General features: G+C 64.8%; 12 protein-coding genes and 1 pseudogene. 7 read left to right on the top strand and 6 right to left on the bottom strand.

The window, feature by feature from the left end; translation table 11 throughout:
• Together mobF and QXK92_RS31595 are read left to right on the top strand one after the other, a co-directional pair.
• Positions 1-5,590 (top strand): MobF family relaxase (gene mobF / locus QXK92_RS31600; protein WP_306248365.1); only part of this gene is annotated, 5,590 nt, incomplete at its 5' end.
• A gap of 515 nt (positions 5,591-6,105) precedes the next feature.
• Positions 6,106-6,264, top strand: a pseudogene (locus QXK92_RS31595) (DUF1778 domain-containing protein); the annotation flags it as partial.
• Between the two features lie 46 nt (positions 6,265-6,310).
• Here QXK92_RS31595 and QXK92_RS31590 read toward each other — a convergent pair.
• The 5 genes from QXK92_RS31590 to QXK92_RS31570 are packed head-to-tail and all read right to left on the bottom strand — an operon-like array spanning position 6,311 to position 9,681.
• A complete protein-coding gene (locus tag QXK92_RS31590) occupies positions 6,311-6,448 on the bottom strand; it encodes a hypothetical protein (RefSeq protein WP_156452280.1) in 138 nt (45 codons plus the stop codon).
• Entirely contained in the window at positions 6,445-7,326 is an 882-nt protein-coding gene (locus QXK92_RS31585) for a hypothetical protein (protein ID WP_156452279.1), read from the bottom strand. The genes QXK92_RS31590 and QXK92_RS31585 overlap by 4 nt, the downstream gene beginning before the upstream one ends.
• The gene (locus QXK92_RS31580) at positions 7,323-7,616 is read right to left on the bottom strand and encodes a hypothetical protein (RefSeq protein WP_055576321.1); all 294 of its coding nucleotides are present in this window, start codon (positions 7,614-7,616) and stop codon (positions 7,323-7,325) included. The genes QXK92_RS31585 and QXK92_RS31580 overlap by 4 nt, the downstream gene beginning before the upstream one ends.
• The gene (locus QXK92_RS31575) at positions 7,613-9,013 is read right to left on the bottom strand and encodes a type IV secretory system conjugative DNA transfer family protein (protein ID WP_055576320.1); all 1,401 of its coding nucleotides are present in this window, start codon (positions 9,011-9,013) and stop codon (positions 7,613-7,615) included. The genes QXK92_RS31580 and QXK92_RS31575 overlap by 4 nt, the downstream gene beginning before the upstream one ends.
• Positions 9,013-9,681 carry a hypothetical protein gene (locus QXK92_RS31570; RefSeq protein WP_055576319.1) on the bottom strand — a complete coding sequence of 223 codons (669 nt, stop codon included), beginning with the start codon at positions 9,679-9,681 and terminating at the stop codon, positions 9,013-9,015. The genes QXK92_RS31575 and QXK92_RS31570 overlap by 1 nt, the downstream gene beginning before the upstream one ends.
• Before the next feature lie 814 nt (positions 9,682-10,495).
• Here QXK92_RS31570 and QXK92_RS31565 point away from each other — a divergent pair.
• The 5 genes from QXK92_RS31565 (at position 10,496) to QXK92_RS31545 (ending at position 17,997) form a co-directional block, all read left to right on the top strand.
• Positions 10,496-11,671 (top strand): hypothetical protein, encoded by a 1,176-nt coding sequence (locus QXK92_RS31565; RefSeq protein WP_055576318.1) that lies wholly within the window; start codon positions 10,496-10,498, stop codon positions 11,669-11,671.
• Positions 11,672-11,682: 11 nt separating this feature from the next.
• Entirely contained in the window at positions 11,683-12,606 is a 924-nt protein-coding gene (locus tag QXK92_RS31560) for a conjugal transfer protein (RefSeq protein ID WP_055576317.1), read from the top strand.
• A gap of 40 nt (positions 12,607-12,646) precedes the next feature.
• On the top strand, positions 12,647-12,940 hold the full coding sequence (locus tag QXK92_RS31555) for a hypothetical protein (protein ID WP_055576316.1): 294 nt from the start codon (positions 12,647-12,649) through the stop codon (positions 12,938-12,940).
• Between the two features lie 84 nt (positions 12,941-13,024).
• Positions 13,025-16,000, top strand: coding sequence for an ATP-binding protein (locus tag QXK92_RS31550; protein ID WP_055576315.1), 2,976 nt, complete (start codon positions 13,025-13,027; stop codon positions 15,998-16,000).
• A complete protein-coding gene (locus QXK92_RS31545) occupies positions 15,997-17,997 on the top strand; it encodes a hypothetical protein (protein WP_306248361.1) in 2,001 nt (666 codons plus the stop codon). The genes QXK92_RS31550 and QXK92_RS31545 overlap by 4 nt, the downstream gene beginning before the upstream one ends.
• 44 nt (positions 17,998-18,041) lie before the next feature.
• Here the strand turns inward: QXK92_RS31545 and QXK92_RS31540 are convergent, their stop codons facing one another.
• Positions 18,042-19,559: a serine/threonine-protein kinase gene (locus QXK92_RS31540; RefSeq protein WP_082658348.1), complete on the bottom strand. Its 1,518-nt coding sequence runs from the start codon at positions 19,557-19,559 to the stop codon at positions 18,042-18,044.
• Positions 19,560-19,748 lie beyond the last annotated feature (189 nt).

Here is a 19,748-nt window from a genome sequence, read left to right as displayed (position 1 = left end):
GGGCGGGGCTGCGGCGCTGCATGCGGCCAGGCTTGGGCGCCCGTTCCCGATCAAAGACAACGACAACCCGTTCAAACAACGACTGCGAGCGGCCTACCGCGCACACAACATCGCCGCCGGAAATAACCCCGTTGCAAAGCTCGAAGACGAGGTCCGTGCCACCCTTCGGACCGCCGTGGCCCAGGAGATGTTCGCCGAAACCTACAACCGCCCGCCTGCCGACGATCGCGAAATCAGTGGGTTCATCGCCCGCAACACTCGCACCGCCACCACCGCCGTCGCCGGCTTCGACTTAACCTTCACCCCAGTCAAATCGGTCTCGACACTGTGGGCGTTGGCACCTGAGCCGATCGCGCAAACTATCCAGGACTGCCACCACCAAGCCGTCGCAGAAACCTTGGTATTCCTGGAAGAGCATGTGGCGTTCTCACGCATGGGATCAGGTGGCATCGCCCAGATCAAAGCCACGGGTTTGATCGCAGCAGCTTTCGATCACCGCGACTCGCGCGCCGGGGACCCCAACCTGCACACCCACCTCGTCATCAGCAACAAAGTGCACGTCATCGGCCCCGACGGAATCCCCCGCTGGCTGGCCTTGGACGGCGCCCTTCTCTACCGGGCCAAAGTCGCCGCATCCGAGCACTACAACACCCGCATCGAAGCGCTGCTGATCGCCAAACTCGGCGTCCGATTCGTGGCCCGAGCAACCCAGCGCGGCAAACGGGCGGTGCGCGAAATCGCCAACGTGTCCACAAAACTCACCGAGTTCTACTCCTCGCGGCGGGCCGCAGTCGAGCACCGTTTCGGCGAGCTGGCCAAACAATTCCACACCGATCACGGCCGCGAGCCCACCGCGGTAGAAGCCCTCGCGCTGTCGCAGCAGGCCAACCTCGACACCCGCCAGGCCAAACACGAACCGCGCTCACTGGCCGAGCAACGCCACACCTGGCGCGCCCAGGCCACCGAAATCCTCGGTAGCCAGCGAGCGATCTCCGACATGGTCGCCGACGCCACCCATAGCGGCCCGCATATCCATCCGGAAGTCACCGAGGAATGGCTGCACACGCAGGCCGCCGCAGTCATCACCACCGTCGCCGAAACACGAGCCGCCTGGACCATTAACCACATCCGCGCCGAAGCCCAACGCCACCTGCGCAACGCCGATCATCCCGGCGGACCCGAGCTGGTCGACCGCATCATCGCCACCGCCTTGAGCGAGCACAGCATCGCGTTGAGCACACACGCCGACGCCGAAATGAACGTTCCTTCCGCGCTACGGCGCCCCGACGGCACCAGCGTCTATATCCGTCACGACGACACCGTCTACACCAGTAACGCGATGCTCGCCGCGGAGCGCCGCATCCTGGCCGCAGCCACCCTGACAAACGGCCGTCGTGTCGACGAGGACAGCGTCGGCCTAGCCCTGCTGGAAGCCCACGCCAACACCGGAGTAGCACTCAATGACGGACAAACCGCACTGGTCAAACAGATGGCCACCTCCGGAGCTCGTGTACAGCTTGCGCTTGCCCCGGCAGGCACGGGCAAGACCACAGCGATGGCCGCTCTGGCGGCGGCCTGGCGCACCAGCGGCGGCACCGTCATCGGGCTGGCCCCCACCGCCTCTGCGGCCGAAGTGCTGGCCGAAGACCTCGGAACCTCCACCGACACGTTGGCCAAATTCGTCCAACTCGCCGGAACCCGCAGCGACCAGCCGCAAGCCCCACTCGATGACCCTGCAAGGAAGTGGTTCGACACCATCAACGACTCCAGTCTGCTCATCCTCGACGAAGCAGGAATGGCCTCCACTTTCGACCTGGACACCCTGATCTCCCACGCCCTGGCACGCGGGGCCAGCGTGCGGCTGATCGGTGATGACCAGCAACTGGCCGCCATCTCCGCCGGCGGCATCTTGCGCGACCTCGCCCAGCGTCACAACGCGGTCACCCTCAATACCGTCGTGCGCTTCACCCACGCTGAAACCGGTAGAGCAGAAGCCGCCGCCAGCCTGGCCATCCGCGAGGGCGACCCCGCCGGCATCGGCTTCTACATTGACCACCACCGCGTCCACATCGGCGCTGACGCCACCGCCGAAGACATGGCCTACGCGGCGTGGGCCGCCGACCGCGCCGCAGGCCGCGACTCGCTGCTGGTCGCGCCCACCAACGACATCGTCGCCAGACTTAACCAACGCGCCCGACTGGACCGACTGACCGCCGCCGGCGCCACCACCCCAACGTCCACCGTGACACTGGCCGACGGATTGATCGCCTCATCCGGAGACACCATCGCCACCCGCGAAAACTGCCGTTACCTACGCACCGACAACAACGGCGGATGGGTCAAAAACGGTCACCGCTGGACCATCCGCACCGTCCACGACAACGGCGCGCTGACCGTCGTTCCCCTGCGCGGCACCGCCACCCCCGTGCTTCTGCCCCCCTGGTACGTCAGCGCCTTCACCACCCTGGGCTACGCCAACACCATCAACCAAGTCCAAGGCATGACCGCCGGCAGACGCGACACCGAAGGCACCTGCCACACCGTCATCGGCGATCACCTCACCCGCAACCAGCTCTATGTCGCCCTCACCCGTGGATGCACCGAAAACCATCTCTACGGCTCCACCGCAGAAGCCGACCCGCACCGCATCCTGACCCCCAAGGCCACCCATCCCGCCACCGCCGTGGACGTCCTGTCCAGCATTGTTCGCCGCGACGGTGCGCAACAGTCCGCCCACACCGTGATGGGCGCCGAAGCCGACCCGTTCACCCGCCTGCACCGTGCAGCACAGATCTATACCGACGCCCTGACCACCGCCGCCGCGCGACACGCCGGCCCATCAGTTATGGCCGCCATCGACGACGCCGCCGCCAAGCTGGACGAAGACCTCACCGACGCCGAAGCCTGGCCTGTTCTCCGGCGCAACCTCGCGCTGCTCGCCATCGACGGACACGACCCCGTCGCTGCGCTGCACCACGCCGCGCAGGCCCCTTTGGGTGAGCCGCACGATGTCGCCGCGGTCCTGGACTACCGCCTCCCCACGCCACCGGGAAGCGCCGCTGAACGCGTCGGACCGCTGCGCTGGCTTGCAGACATACCCACTGCCCTGGCCGACGATCCGACCTGGGGCGCCTACCTTTCCCGCTGCGCAGAACTGGTCACCGAACTCGCTGACGAAGTCCGCGAAACAGTCCATAGTTGGACACCAGAAACCGCCCCCGCATGGGCTAGGCCGCTGCTGCCCGACCAAGGCATGCTGACGGCCGAAATCGCGGTCTTTCGCGCCGCCCACAACGTCGACACCGCCGACACGCGCGTCACCGGACCCGAGCACCACCGCAACCGCTCAGCAGCCTTCCAGCGCCTCCTGCGAAAGTTCCTCGATGCCAGCCTCACTCGCCCTGATGCCGCCGCGCAACGCTGGCGACCCCTCGTCGACGGCATCAACCCGCAGCTGTGCAGTGACCCGTTCTGGCCTCGGCTGGCCACCCACCTCGACCACGCTGCACGCGCCGGAGCTGACGTCGCCGCCTTGCTGGACGAGGCCGTCACCGCCAACGGCCCACTGCCCGACGAGATGCCCGCCGCGGCCCTGTGGTGGCGGCTTGCGGGCACCCTGGCACCGCCGTCGCTGCAGCGCACCGACACCACGCTGCGACCCGAGTGGGCCGAGGAGCTGCATCACCTCTTGGGAACCCGTATCGCCGAAGCCGTCATCACCGACCCCGCCTGGCCGGGCCTGATCACCGCTGTCGCTTCTTCGGGCTGGCCGCCTGCGGACCTGCTCAGCGCGGCCGCCGAACACCTGCGCGACAGCGCCGCCACACGCCCGTTGCGCCCTGACGAATACGCCCGCCTTCTCACCTACCGCATCGGGTTGCTCACCCACCACGCCGCCACCCTCGACAGCGACATCCCCCACCCCGCCGCCACCTTCAGCGAACCCCAAACCGGTGAACAACTCGACCTGTTCGCCCCCGCCATCGCCCATCCCGCCGATGGTCTCGCCGAACCCCCACCCGACCTCTACGACTACGCCTACGGCTTCGCCGAAGACGACTTCGCAGGCCTGGACTTCAGCGACCTGTCCACCCAACGGCCCGCCGTCATCGCCCCATTTGGCGACATCGACATTCCCGACCTGCGTGCCCGCCGCGACGCCGCCCAACACCGCGCCCAACAGATCCTGCTCAGCGGCGGACCCGCCGAACACGCACTCACCGACCGACTCGCCGAACTGCGCTGTATCCAAGAACACCAACGGCCCTTCCAACACGCACTGGCACACGCCCACAAACTGTGGGTCGACGCCGAAGACACCGCCAGCCTGCACAACCTCCTGCTCACCCAAGTCCAAGCCTCCATCACCGCCGCACACAGCCGCGGTAACACAGACGAGGCCCAGCGCTTCCAACAGCACTACGACGACTTCAACCAACGAACCCCCCATGTCAGGGCCGCCGTTGAGCAAGCACGCCACCGACTCAACAACGCCCACACCGCCCTCCTCGCGGCCGCCGGCGGCACCGAGGGCATCGTCACCGAACGCCACATCCAGACTCTGCGCAGCCAAGCAATGCAAGCCGACGCCCAAGCCCTCAGCGAGGCGCGCCGCCATGCACGCGAACTGGACAACCAACTCGCCCAAGCCGAACACATCGCAGCGCGAGCACTGGCCGAAAACCCTGCCTACCCCCAAGGACTAACCACCTACATGCGCCAAACCATCGCCGGCCACAACACTGCTCAAGACAGCATCGAAGACCCCGCCAACGCCTACGACCTGACCGCTGAGCTAAACCAACTCCGCGACGAAATCGACTACCTCACCACGGCCAGCGCTGTCAGCCCCGCAGCCCTGTACTACCCACCGCAAACCGCCGCCGCCAACCTCGACAACGCCCACCAGCGCACACTCACCGCGATCACCAGCAACATCCACACCGTCCAACCACTGGTCATCCACCCCTTCGCCAACAAGACCGGGCTCCTAGCCGCACTTGCGGACACCGCCCACCACCACGACCATCGCGTCTTGGCGCTGCCCGTCACCAAGGCCGCCGCCCACTACGCGACCAACCACCGGTATGCCGATAGCACCGCGACCCCGGAACAAGCCCGAACCAACCTCGACAGCCAGCGCTGGAAACTGCCCCGCGGAACCCTCATCGTCATCGACGACGCCGACCAACTACCCGCTGAACAACTACGTTTCCTCACCCACGCCGCGGTAACGACCAACACAAAACTCATCCTCATTACAACCCCCGGATCACACCCCCAACCCGCTCACACCTTGCTCGACGTCCTCACCGAGAACCTGCCCCACACCCACCACATCGGCACGCCGACCGCCCGCACACACGCCCGATCACGCACCGCTATCGTCCGCCTCGAGCACCACCTGGACACCCCCGACACAAGCGCATCGCCAGTACACGCCGAAGCCGCAGCATTGCTCAGCGATCGCACCGCACTCCTGCGCCGCATACATGACATCGCCGCTACGGATGGCGCACTCGATGCCATCGCAAAACGTCATCACGGCCACGACAAACAACGCGACCGCAGTGGTGGACTCCACCTCTGAAACCAGAGGCTGCGCCTCTAGCTAGGCGCGCCAGAGCATCTACTCGCCGCTCAACCCGCCCATATCGGTGTACGATATAGCGGTAAGCCTTGAGGCATTCCCGGCACCGAAGGTGCAACTGCCCCCTCAAGGCGAAACGCTTTCAGGGGCCTAGACGATCGCAGAGCGATATCTGGCGGTCGCGGTCGCACGCGGCGACACCGCACGTACCGCCCGGCTCTATATGCAGAAAAACGACTTATCAGTTCACCAGAAATTTCATCGCGGCTTCTCGGGCGGGTGCTGGCACCCGCGGATCAAGCAGGTTGCTTGGGAACCGATCAAGTTCAACCGAAAGGGTTTTCGCGGCCACTGGTTCTCCAGACATCTCATGCAGCAACGTATCCAACCGCCATGCGTAGGTATGCGAGTATCGTGCGTTGAAAGGCACGATGTTATCGATCTGGAAACTCTCCTGCGCAAGAAGTGCATCAGCGATTAGTTGATAGATCGTCCGCGAATCCACGCTGTACCGCCGCAACGTGCTTGCCGATCGCCGACTGTTCACGCTCGACGCGCCGGCCTGGTCGGAGTTCGTGGCGGTGCTGGACCGGCCGGTGTCCCATAAACCGCGGTTGAAGAGGTTGTTCACGGATGCCCTTGGGGAAGTATCCCCCGATATGGCGTTGCCGTAATGGCAGAAGGGCGTGGTGTGACCGCATCCCGTCCGGCTGCTTGCCGTCAGAACGCGGGGGCGTCGTCGACCGCGCTGCCGATCACCGTCATCGCATCTGCGACCACCTCATAGACGAGCCACCCAGCGACGGTCAAGGCCGCGATTAGTCCACTGAGCCAAGGGAATCGGTTGGGATGACTCATTCCTGTGCTCCTTTTTGGTTTGGCTTCGCGGTGGTAGGACGGACCAGGATGCGTCCATCTGGTCCTACACGGAGAGCGACTTCGCGCGACCGATGGGAGTGACCGTGCTGGAGTCTGAGATCGGGCTCGCGGTCACTGGTTCCAAGTTGTTGGTGATCCCATGCGAGGTACTGTTCAAGGTCATTAATCAGTGACGGCCAGTCCACCGGGTCTTCGGTGTGCCCGACTTGTGCCCAGGTTGAAAAGTCTGTTCGTATTCTGATCTTTAGTAGGTGGCTCAGTAGCGGGCCGGCTAAAGGGACGTCGGGTGCCAGGCGATACACGTGCCCTCCGCTATCCGCATCCTGTTGTTCAGGGCATGTGGTGAATGCCCTTGGGCTGCAAATGAAATCAGCAATCCGCGCGGTATGCGGTGAGTATCCGGCGCGCGCCGCTTCGGGCCGCAGATCGATGAACAGGTGGTCAGACCACTGCTGGTACCACTGTTCGGGAGCTTCCGCGCTGGCCAGACACGCCTTATCCCAGACCCAGAAGTCTGGAAAGCACAGTGCCCGCGGCTTGTTCGGGTCCGCGGGTAGCAGTTCGGTAACCCTCCTGATAATCATGTGGGCCGGATCCGAGAATGAGGCCACCGGCCGGGAGCCATCACTCAAGATGTCATCCCAGATCCAGCAACCGGAGTTGTCCGGTTCGATCAGGCGCGGCGGCCGGTCGGTGAATTCCCAGCGGCCGTCGGGATAGCGCCAACCCAACACGCAGACACCACGCACCGCGATACCCCGGCGGTGCTGCACCCCGACTGTGCCGCCGAAGACGCGGGCATCGAAACCCCGCTGACGCAGCACGGTGACGATCTGCTCTGCGGCAACATGATTCACTGTGCGGCTCCCGGCGGTTGCCTCCGTGGGCCGTGCAGAGTGCGGGGAATCTCGCTGAACAACACCGCCAACTCCCACAGCGCGTCGCGCCGCGAGCAATCGTCGACTCGGCGTACCGCGCCGTAACGCTGCAGAGCCACAAGGGCCCGGTAGACCTGCTCGGCGACCACTGGACGTTCCTCGCTACCATGTCCTCGGCTGACTTCGAGTCGCGCCTCCGTCGTCGTGATCGGCCCGTCGGCCTTCTGGAGGACCTTGAGGAGCTCGGCACGCAATTGTGCTGCCTTCATGCTGATTTCGCTCGCTGGTGTCGTTGGACGACCCATTCCCAAGGGGTTGTTGGCTCTCGCTTTGCCAACTCGGCGCGGCCAAGCAGCAAATCTACTGCCCTGTCGTACCGCTTGACGAATGTCTGCCAGTCCGGAAGTTCCGTCAGGACCCCGGGGGTACCGCGGCGCAATAGCCGGGCGCTTCCCTTATTCGGGGGCAGGAGCCGGCGATAGTCCAGGCTGCTGCCCAGCTGTGATGACAGCGTTTTGCCTCCGGTGGCCTGATCGAAGGTCTCCTGCCGGCGGGTCGTTTGACGTGACCACTCTTCGGCGCGCTGCAGCATGTTCATCTCGTCAGCGCCGTACATGATTAGGGCTGCAGGGAACGTGGCGCGCAATTCGCGGGCGTAGTTTGTGCCGTAGATGGTGTCGAACTGGCACGAAGCCTGCACGGCGGTCACCAGGTTGACTCCCAGGCCGCGTCCCTCGGAGACGTAACGGCGTAAGGCGGGCATCGGCGCGACGTTGCAGGCCTCGTCTATCACCATCAGCAGCCGGTGCAACATCTCCTTTCGCGCAGTCTTTCCTTGCCACGTCCGCACCAAATGTTCCAGCAGCGTCACCGCAGCGCCGGCGATCGACCCCCCGGGAGACGCCAAGATGAAGAGGGTCGCATCGGGCTGGTCTAGGAACGAGGCGTCAAACGGCGGAGCGGCCATTCCGCGAAGGCTGAGTCGCATCCACGGGCTTACCGCTTTGCGCATCGTCAACGCGATGCTGTCGCGTTGCTTGGCGTCCATGTCCAACGTCCGCTTCAGTCCGTTGCGAAACAGCGGGATGTCCTTGACGTATCGCGCTGCGCTGTGCCAGCCCGGTGCCTCGGGATCGGTCTTACTTTTCTTGACGTTGTCGACGGCCAGCAGCACCCAGTCGATCCCTTTGCCGGTGCAGCGTGGGGATGCCGCGTACAACATCGCCGCCAAGGGGGCCTCGGTGTTGGACTCCCACACCCCTCCGTCGGAGACCTGATCGACACCAGACCCCATTCCCACCGCCGACATCTGCATCATCGTGTTGGCAACGGTGACAGCCTCATCCGGTGCCGTGATCAGTGCCGTTGGATCAAACGAGCGTGTTTGGACGTCAAGTGGATATGTCGGGGAGTAATCTGGTCGCAGGTCAATGATTTGCTTTGGCCCCCAACGGCGTTGGCTGATCAGCCACATCAGGTCGTCCTTGGAGGACACCGCTACTGCGGGCCCACCCCATAGCGTCGCGGCCGGTGCCAGAACTCCGGTGGTCTTACCGGTTTCTGTCGGCGCGGACACCAGGACATGCGCCGGTGCTTCGGCCAACACCCACTTTTCGTCGTTATCGCGCACAAAGCCGGCGTACGGGGATGCGAGTCGACCGGACATCAGTGGGGCTCTCTTCCTGGCGGGGTGGCGTCACCGTCTTCTGGGTCATTGCGGGTCGGGAATATCCCGGGGCCGGTCATGTCGTCGGCCTCGAATCCGAAATCGACGTCGTCGGCTTTGGCCGGTGGGCGCATCGGCCACCAGTCGCGTGCGCCGTCCACTGCCAGCCAGCCCTCCAGGATCCCGTAAATCCCTGCTGTCAGCAGCGCAACGGGCAGTTGGGCCAGCGCCCATGGAATTGCGATCGCGTCATCCAGGTATTGGCTGGGTCCGAGCACCATCACCATCATTGGTAGGGGGAGCCCGACGATGGCGGCCGACCACATGAATCCTGCGATAGGGTACGAGCGCAGCTCGCCGGGTATTAGCTGAACGACAGTTATCGACATCAGCTTGCCCAAGGGCCAACCCGCCGGAGCCAGCACGGCCGCCGACATAAAAATGGCCCAGTCAAGCATGGCGTACGGCGTATTAACGGGTCGCATGTACCACGGATGAGTCACGTCATCATCCGCAGGATCAGGACGCGCACCAGTTAAAACGCCGTCGCGCCGACGTATATCGCGCGCTAAAATTTCTGCGCGCCTTTTTTGGAATATAAAAGTCCGTTGATTACGGGCGATCCATTGACGGCGGATCTCGTCGTACTTGTCAGCAGCGGCAGGCATCAGCGCCGCCCCTAACCGCTCCTACTGGCTCAGTGTAGAAGTCTTCCAAGCGATGCGCGACATCCAACAGAAAATTCCTCAACTCTGCTGCACACCGCCCGATTCCCGCACACTGCGCTTCCTGCCTGGTCGCGTCGATCATCGCTGAACTGGCTGTGAGCAGGTCTGATATGCGCACGGAGGGACTGCCGCCCGCCAGCACCCGACTGGCCGATCCCTCCTGCCAGCCAAGTGCGTAGTCCAGGCGCGCCAATGACCGCCGCGACAGGCCGCCGCCACGCCGGACTGCCGAACGCAACGTCGCCGGGACCGGTCCGCCCGCGGCGCCGAGGTCTTCTCGGCTCCAACGCAACTGCGCTAGCCGGTCATCAAGAAAAAAGAGCAACCGGTTCAAACCGTCTGTGGGTACTGGATGCACGAAAAAGACGATAGCAACGGATTCGGCGATTTCTCTACGGCCGTCGAATATTAAAGGAGTCACCCTTAAGCTGACTCAAAGTAAGGAGGTAATGCACATGAAATCAACGGTCTACATGGTTGGCTTCAGTGGGATACGAGAATCGGCAACGGTCTTGCAACCAACGCGCAGCATCGCTCCGCGTCGCCGCGTCGAGGCTTTGCTACCTGCACGGATGTCCTGTACGCCGATACTGGTAGCCCTGCGTCGGCGACCGTCGCGGTCTACCCAGTTTCACCACAGACCAAGACGGCGATGGCTGTGGATCGCAGTCGATGCCGCCGGCCTGCCGCCCTACACCGATCGGCTGTCCGCATCGGCGCAGACGACTGTGACAACGGTGGACCCGGCGCACCCATGAAAGACACCATCGCCAATTCTCAGCAGGTCTGGGACAGCACGGCGGGATGGCTTGGCGAGAAGGTTCAGAGTGGTCCACGCGCCAGATCCGGCGAAGTGCAGACAGATGACGCTGAACCCGCTGCGCAGGAACTCCGCGACGAGGATGACGACTCGGTGGGGGACGACGGCTGCCTTCCCTGCGCGCCGATCGCCTTAGATGCAGATGATGACAACAGTGCCGATGGCGAAGTTGGCTCTGTCAACGGGGATGACGACGCGCTCGGTGTCGAACCGGTCGCCGCCCAGGCCGAGGGCGGTGGTGGTGATCAAGGCGGGGTGGTCGTAGTTGGAGGCGACGGCCCTCAGCCCTCCGTCACCCCCGTGGAGCCCACCCAGGAATCGCCCCGATACAACCGGGCACTCGCCCTGGGTTTTGTGGCGGTGACCGTCGTGGCCAGCCTTATCGTCGGTGGGACGCTAGTGGTGATGCGGCACCGACCCCATACCGCCGACCAGGACCGTGCTGCCCATCCCAGCACTCAGGTGAGTATCGTGGCCGCACCCACCACCACCGCCGCTGCCGCCGCCACCGGCCCGGACGCCGCAATCCCCTACAGCGCCACTGCTATCGGATGTCTTCCGGGATCCACTGCCGCGCAATCGGTCGCAGGAACCGACCCCACCCAAGCATGGGTCTGCGTCCATGGCGGCATCGTCGGTCAGCACCTCGTCCTCAATCTGGGCCGCACCATGGTTATCACCGGGGTCTCCATCACGCCGGGCTGGGTAGGCAGCGACGCCTCAGGAGCCGACCAATGGTTGCAGCACCAAGTGGTCAAACGACTGCAGTGGAGCTTCAACGACTCTCCCCCGACTGTCGTCCCGCAAGAGACCCACGCGGTGCACGGTGAAGCCCCTCAAGCGTTGCCGGGCCGTGGTGTACTGGCCTCACGAATCATCCTGCTGGTCCTCGAAACCGGCCGCGCACCAGCCGAAACGGCGCCCACCTCAACACCCAACCCCACTGCCGGATCAGGGGGGCTGCTCGGCGAGGTCCTCGGGCCGACGCCAGCAGGGGAGGCCTCACCAACACCCTCGGCCAGCCTGCCCGCAGACCAATCCCGCACCGACCCCGCCGACAACACATTCGCGGTGTCCTCGATCAGAATCTTCGGCCACCCACCCCAGTAAAGGGCTCTCCCATGATGACCAACACCTGGCGCAAGCGCCTCGAACACAGCCACACCCTGCTGCGCCGAGCGGCGTCGGCCGTGGGCATCGGCTCCTGCGCAATAGTGGCCATCGCCACCATCTGGGGCTGGATTACCGACGAACCCATCGACGTCGCAGGGCCGGCCCGCACGGCCGTCAACCGCACTGCGCTGATCGGTTCCTACGCTCAGGACTGCGTCACACGATGGTTAACCGCCACCCAAGCCGACCAACAATCGCTGCATGAGTGCTGGACGCTGCGCGACCCGCTACGTTTGCCCACCACACCGGCGGTCGTCGTGAACTCGCCTGCCGTATCAGCAGTTACGCTCGTCGACGACACGGGCGAGACCCAACAGTGGAGTGTCGTTATCGCGGTGTCCGAACGCCCCTTCCAAGCCGCAACTCCTCACACCACCTACTACCGGCTCCCCGTCATCTACACCAGCTACGGCGTGCGCGCCAGCGCACTCCCGGCCCGTGTCAACGGCCCGGGCGCCGGCGCTGATGCCCCGCTGGGATACCCCGCGACCCTCCCTAACACCTCGCCGGCCTTCACCACAGTCGCCGGATTCCTCACCAGCTACCTCACCGCAAGCGGCGGACTGGAGCGATACGTCACCCCTGCCTCGGGGCTGCTGCCGGCCGCCGACTACCGATCCGTGCAACTGACCCGGCTGACCGCCAACCGAAACACCACCGACCACGACATACCCGCCGAGGGCACCACGCTGCACGTGCTGGCCGCGGCCAGCGCCGTCACTAACCAATTCGCGCCCCTGGAACTGGACTACCCCATCGTGCTGACCGTCACCAGTGGCCGATGGACAGTCTCAGCGCTCGATTACGCACCACTGCTGGCCGAGAGCACCGAATTGACCCCCGTCATCCCCGCCGCCGCCGCGCCGCGATAACCCCCCCGCCTGCAAAACACCTACAACAGAAGGAAACCCAATGTATCTCCCCACCTCCACCGCCGCCCCCACCCTGCTCGCGGCCACCGACCTCGTCTCGGGCAGCAGATCCCTCTACACCATCGGTGTCGGCGTCCTGGTCATCGGCATCTTGCTCGCCGGCGGCATACGCGCGGGCGGAGCGTTCCTCGGTGGACGTATCGGCGAAACCGTCGGCTGGGCGCTAACCGCAGTCGTCGTGGCCGTCATCGTCGGGTCCGGCTACGCCATCTACACATCGGCCAAGCGCACCGTGGACCGCACCGGGATCACCACCGGCCAATTCGGGCAGTAATGCCCGTCCCCTTGCCGCGAGCGCGGGCCCGCACAACGCGGCTCGCGCCCGCGCACTATCCCCTGCATCACAGAGGAATTCGCCATGGTTGAGTCAGCCCAGATATTCAAAGGCGTTCACGACACACCCGTCTACACCGACATCCTGCTCAAAAAGCCGCTACGGCTTGGGGTGGCGATCAGCCTCTACGGCGGTGGCGGGCTGACCGTCGCGCTCACCGTGCTCATGCTCGACTCCGGGCACGCCCGCACCACCTTGATCTGCGGGGTGCTGCTCACCACAATCGCCGCCGGCATCGCGGCCCTGATGCCACGAGGACGGCCGACGCTGGGCTTTCGGCTGCACAGCTGGTGGCGGGTGCTTCGACCCCAGTCCACCTCGAGCACCGACAACCCGCTGCTCGCCCCGCCGCATACCATCACCGCCAACCTCAGCTTCACCAATCACGGCGTGTACGCGCACTACCTGCTCAGCGGGCTCCCCTATTTCCTGCAATCCACCAAACGCCGCGTCGGGGTAGCCGACCGTCACCAAGTCCTGGCCCGCGAAATCCCCGCAGGAACCTGGATTTACGGGCTCTGCGTGCCACAAAACCAGCGTCAACTGTTAGGAGCCATGCTGCACGGCCACCGCGACAGCCCATCCTGGGTCCACACCTGCACCGCAATGGCCCCCGTCATCGCCGCCGAAGCGCCCCGATCCCGAATCTATTGGCTGTCAATACCTGTCGATGCCGGCCGCGCCGGACACAGCCCCGTCGGCAGCGCCGCCAAACTCCGTGACTGGGTAATCGGCCGCGACAAAGACTCCGACGACTCCGTTGCCGCCTACCAACGCCTCGGCCACGACATCATCACCGCGCTCCCCGAAGAATTCACGCCCACACCTGCCAACGAAGAGATGATCGACTGGTTCTGGCGCCACAACGCCTGGCGCGGGGTGTTCGATCACCCGCTCCCAGCCCATCGCGGCCCAGCACATCACAGCAGCACCGCCTTGCCGGCCGCGGCCTTCGACGAAGGCGACCAGCAACACGGCACAGGCCGGGGGCTGCCGCTGCGCACAACCGCCGCAGGCCTGACCACAGCCGCAATCATCGCGGCGACGGCCGAGCTCCCCGTCCTCGCATTGCTCCTCGCCGCTACTGCCGCCGCCCTGACCCTCGGCTGGTCTCTGGGGATGCGCCGAATCCCCTCATGGGCCAAGACACTGCGGATCTCTAGCCCCGACGGCCTCTACCCCGACAGCTACCAAGCGATTCTGCCCGTCGTGGACATGCCCAAAGCCGGCATCGTCTTCCCCGGCTCAGAGTTCCTGCAGGCCCTCGATGACCTCGACACCACAGCCACATTCGACTTCGCCATCAACCTCGTCCCACGAAGCCGCGAAATGGAATTCGTACGCAACGATCGCGCCAAAGGCAACATCAACGATCAATTCACTCAGCGCCGCGACGTCCGCAACGGTGACGTCGAACTCATCACCACAGCCCGCCAACTCGCCGAATACAACCGCCAACTCGCCGACAACATCGACGAACGCCCCCTTGAAGCCGCTTTCCTCATCGCCGTGGGCGCCCCAGACGCAAAAGCCCTCGACTACAGCATCAAACGACTACGCGAAGAACTCACCGGGTCCGGCCAGATCGCTATCCGCCACTACCACGGGGCACAAACCCGGCTCTGGTCCGCGTTCAACCCCGGCGTGCCCAACCACAAAAGCGGCGTGGACCAATTCGCCCAACCCACCACCACCAAGAAATGGTCGAGGTTCGTCCCCATCACCTCCTCCATGGTCGGCAACACCACCGGAATCCTGTTGGGCTTCAACACCAGCACCGCGCTACGCAGCGCAGTGCTGCTCGACTTGCCCGGCACCGCCCGGCGCAACCGCAATCCCTGCCTGGTGTGCAGCGGAGCCCTCGGCTACGGCAAGTCGTATGCCGCCAAACGCATCACCCGCGCCGAGATTCAGCGCGGCGCACAAGTATTCATCGTCGACCCAGGCACCGAATGGGAAGACGCACTCAACGATGTCCCCAACAAAGCCGTCATCGACATGGCCGGAAACCAATTCAGCTGCGACCCGCTGCGCACCTTCCCCGACGCTGTCGCCGGCGGTTACTGGCTGGACTACATGATCCCCATGATGGGGTTGGACTCCACCACCATCGGCGTACAGCGGCTGCGCGCGCTGCTCGAACCCGACGCCCGCCGACGGTTCGGCATCACCAGCACCGCCGCGCTGATGGCCTACATCGCAGCCATCCAACCCCCCGCCGGCAACGACACCCGCCCACCACAGGTCGCCGCGCTCGCCGCTGACCTCGCCCCCATCCTGGCAGCCCTCACATCATGGGCCACCTACGACTTCACCACCGCAATCTTCGATGACACCCTGGCCGTGCCCGACTTGAACAGCCTCGACGTCACCGTCTGGCTCACCGGCAGCCTCGACCTGCCCAGTTCCGAGGAAATGACCACCCCGCACCTCTACCACGGCCTCTCAGACCGCAAACGCGCGTCCGTGGCCATCTACGGCATGCTCGTACGGCTGGCCCGTGTCAGCTTCTTCGCCAACAAACAACGCTTCGGGCTCATCGTCCTCGAGGAAGCCGCCGCCCTGCTCAACTCCCGCGCCGGTGCCGACGACGCCCACCTGATCAGCCGCCGGGCTCGCAAGCACTACACCGGTTTGCTGATCATCACCCAAGACCCCGTCGCCGACCTGACTCTCATGGGTGACAAATTCATCACCCAACAACTGATCATGCCGTTCGAAAACGAAGACCTCGCAAAACAAGTCGCCACCAAAGTCGGCATCCGTGCCGACGACTACGGCGACATCGAAGAATTCTTCCTCGCCCAACCCACCCCCGCAGAAATGCGCGACCCGACAGCCTTTGACGACGACACAGCGGCCGGCATCGACCGGGGCAGCCGCAAAGGACTCGGCTTCTTCGTCGACGAATTCCGGCGCAAATCGCCCATCCGAGTAGTGGCCGAACCCGACCAGGCTATACATGCCGCCTACGACACCACGCCCGGACGGGTCGCATGACCCCAACGCGCCGTGCCCCATTAGCACACCGAATCACCGAATACCTCGCCTACCAGCTCGCCACCCGAGCCCGCCTGCGCCGCATCGCCACACTGTGGTTGACCAGCCACCTGCTGATGACTTGGGCCTTGGTGAGTGCACCACAGGCTGCCGCCTCCACGCTGACCGGCGCACTGAACTGGACCGGTGTCACCGACAGCCACGGAGTGCCGGTCGGCAACTACTACCTCTCGGTGGTCACCACCAGCGAAGCCATCTCCAAAGCCGGGCCTGAACTCACCGCAGACCCCGCCAGCTGGACCCGGTGGCTGGCCAACGCCGTCACTACCGGCCTCACCCACGAAATCATCGTCGAAATTATCCAATCCGAAGCGGCCCTCTACATCTTCATGGTCGCCACGTCGCTGTGGCTCCTGCGCTTCGCCATGTCCAACACCTGGATCTACTGGCTGGCCACCTGGTTTCGGCCCCTGTTCGAGGTGCTGCGCTCCCTGCTCACCGAACTGTGGGTATTCCCGCTGTGCATGCTCGCCGGGCTCGCGGTCGGGGCTTACCACGTGCTGTGGCACGGCCGCAAAGGCTACGGCGCCGGAATCACGCTGTCCGCCTTCGTCATCGGCATCCTCGGGATGGTCCTCACCAGAGACCCGCTCTCGGATCTGTCCCACGACAACGGGCTGCTCGGCCAGGCGCGTGCCCTCGGATTCAAAGTCGCGCAAGCCGTCGCCAACAACGGTCCCATCAGTGGTGGCGGCACCAACGCCCAACTGCAACACCTCACAGGCCTCATCGCCGACGCCACCCTGCGAACACCGCTGCAACTGATGAACTTCGGAACCACCGTCGATGACATCGGCGGCTGCGGCAACGCCTACACCGCCGCCATCCTCGGCGGTAAACCCGACGGCCCCGCACACGCCATGGGTAGCTGCGGCGCCCAACAAGCACTGGCGTTCGCTCAACACCTCAACGGCGCCAACCTCGCCCTCGGCGTGTTCTACCTACTGCTGGGCGCTGTGTTCACGTTCTTCGTTCTCTACGCCACCTACAGCTACGTGATGGTCTGCTGCGCCGCCTTCATCAACGCGCTCATCGCCCTAGTGGCCGCTGCCCCCGCCATGATCCACGGACAGCCACGCAAACGCGCACTGCGGCGGCTAAGCCTGTTCTTCAAACACGCGCTGCTGGTCTTCGTCTACACCACCTACATCTCGGTCGCAGCAGTGATCGTCCTGAAAATGGCCGCCCGCGGCGGCTACGCCGACCAAGTCGGCATGAGCCACCCGCTGGCCCGCCTAATCATGATCGGCCTCATCTCCGCCGTCGCGATCGGCGGACTGTGGTGGCTCAAAAGAGAACTCGGCGACCACACCCGCGACATCACCTACCTGGTCAACGACCTCAACCGCACCGCCCGGCGCGGCTACGAGCAAGGCCGCGACCGCCTCCAACAGTCCCGAACTCTCGCCTTGGGGCTGGCCGGCGCGCCGCCCACCCACACCGGCGGCACGACCAGCGCCAAAGGCGGTGGCCACGCGCCCGATGATCCACCCCTCACAGGTCCCCCTGTCCCCGGACGCCCTCCCGGTGGACGTGCACCGAGCTCGGGTAAACGCACCCCACCCCCCGCGACGCAGTCCGACAGGGCCGCCCGCGGCCACACAGCGACTGCCCAAGCCGGCGCCACCGCCGTCCTAGCACCCGAGGCCGCCGCCGCGGCCGCCGTCACCAGCCGCGTCACCCAGGGACGCCAGCGCGGAAACGGCCAGCGCTCCGCCACCGCCGAGGCCCCCGGAAGCAATCATCGTCCGGGCCGCACAGCTGGCAATGGGCAACCCGATTCACAGCGTCACCGCGATAACCGGGCAGCGCCCACCACTGAAAGGCCAGTCGCCGGCCGTGCCCGCACCGGCACCGGCCCTGCCCCGCGGCCCGCCGACGGCGTGGCCCGCGCGTACTTGCCCTTTGAGAATCCACCCGTGCAAGGCCGCGAGTAGATGGCAGTAGGTAGGGCCGCGACGTTGCTGCGGTATCAGCTACCTCAAGCACCGCAGAGCAACTGCGCATCGCGAAAGCCGGTGCCTCTAGGACACAACGTGATCGGCTCACCAGTGGGTGCCGTAATCGTCGCGTAGCCATTGGGTTGCAGCGTGAAGGTAAAGGCCTCGCCGGGGTACCGGATGAGCCCTGACCCGGCGGCGTCTCCACGCGAATCCAGTTGCGCTGTCAAGATAATCATGGCCGTAGTCGAAGTCATCGGCGACCATGTGGCCGACCAGGACGTGCTGTACATTGCGCCCTGTGTCACCACGTAATGTGCGCTCCCGTCTGGTGCGAGGGTCACTGAGGTGGCATGTTGGCCCCACTCGCCGAAAAACCCCGCTCTTGATGCTGTTGGCGACGTACTCACCGTCGTGGGCGGTGTCGTCGGACTCGTAATCGATTTATTGGCAGCGGGATTGGTTGTCGACAGGGTGGTCACGACTGATGGGGTGCCAGCCGGAGACGCGGTTGTTCCTGCACTTCCCTCACTAGCCCAAAAGTGGCTCCGGAGTGTGAAACCGATCGCCGCAATCCCGACCAACGTGGCGACAGCGACTGCGACCGTGGCAACCGTTCGGCTGCCATGCGGCCGAAGCTCGTTGGCTGGGCTTCTCTCAGCGGCCGGCCTCAGACGTTTACCCGCTGAGGAGGCACGCCTCGAGTCTGCGGCATTCGGCGCTGGGGTGGAAAGCTTTTCGTTTGGAGAAGCGATCGCCGACCGGGCGGCGTCTGCCAACTCGACGGTGGTTGCATACCGCTGACGCGGGTCCTTCGCCATACCTTTTGCGATCACGGGATCAAGCCCTTCGGGCACGCCCGATGCGGCAGCTGAGGGCCTCGGAGGAGGGGTGCTCAGGTGTGCGGCAACCAGTTGCGGCATGGTGTCGCCGGGGAAGGGTGGGCCGCCGGTCAGGCATTCGTAAAGTACGCAGGCCAGCGAGTAAATGTCGGCGCGGGCGTCTTCTCCTGCTTGCGGGTCTAACCGCTCCGGAGCGATGTAGGCGAAGGTCCCGATGGTGCTGCCGGACCGTGTCATTCGAGTGTCCTCCGCGGCACGCGCGATCCCGAAATCGATCAGGTAGGCGAAATCGTCACCGTCGAGCAGGACGTTGGAGGGTTTGACATCGCGGTGCAAGAGACCACCTCGATGCGCGGCGTGCAAGGCTTTGGCAACTTGGTCGATAATGTGGACCGCGCGTGCGGGATCGAGCGGCCCCTTAGACAGCAGGGCGCTCAGGTCGCATCCTTCAATCAGCCGCATATCGACGTAGAGGCGGCCATCGATCTCGCCATAGTGGTGAATTGGGATGATGTGCGGGCTATTTAGCCGGGCTGCAGCGTGAGCTTCCCTACGAAAACGTCGTTGAAATTCCGCGTCCTCGGAGAAATGCGCGGGCAGGAGCTTGATGGCGATGACTCGGTCGGTCTCGGTGTCATGGGCACGCCAAACTTCACCCATGCCGCCACGCCCCAGCAACTCGATCAGTACGTAGCGGCCGAACCGCGTCCCCTTCACTGCCCCAAAATAATCGGATGATCGAGTTGCCGGAAGAGGAATCGAGTATTGACCCAGCGAACGATCCCGCGGTGGAGTGCGTCGCCCCGCCGTCAGGCACTGCTGGCACCGCTTGCCTGACTCTCACCAGGGCCCGAACCGCAATCACTGTCGAGGCGCGCCCCGGCCCTTATTGGTCGGTTCGTGAAT

The sequence above is a fragment of the Mycobacterium sp. TY815 genome (assembly GCF_030755135.1).
Taxonomy (GTDB): Bacteria; Actinomycetota; Actinomycetes; order Mycobacteriales; family Mycobacteriaceae; genus Mycobacterium.
The sequence above is the reverse complement of the archived record's forward strand: the minus strand, read 5'-3'. Positions and strand labels throughout refer to the sequence as shown.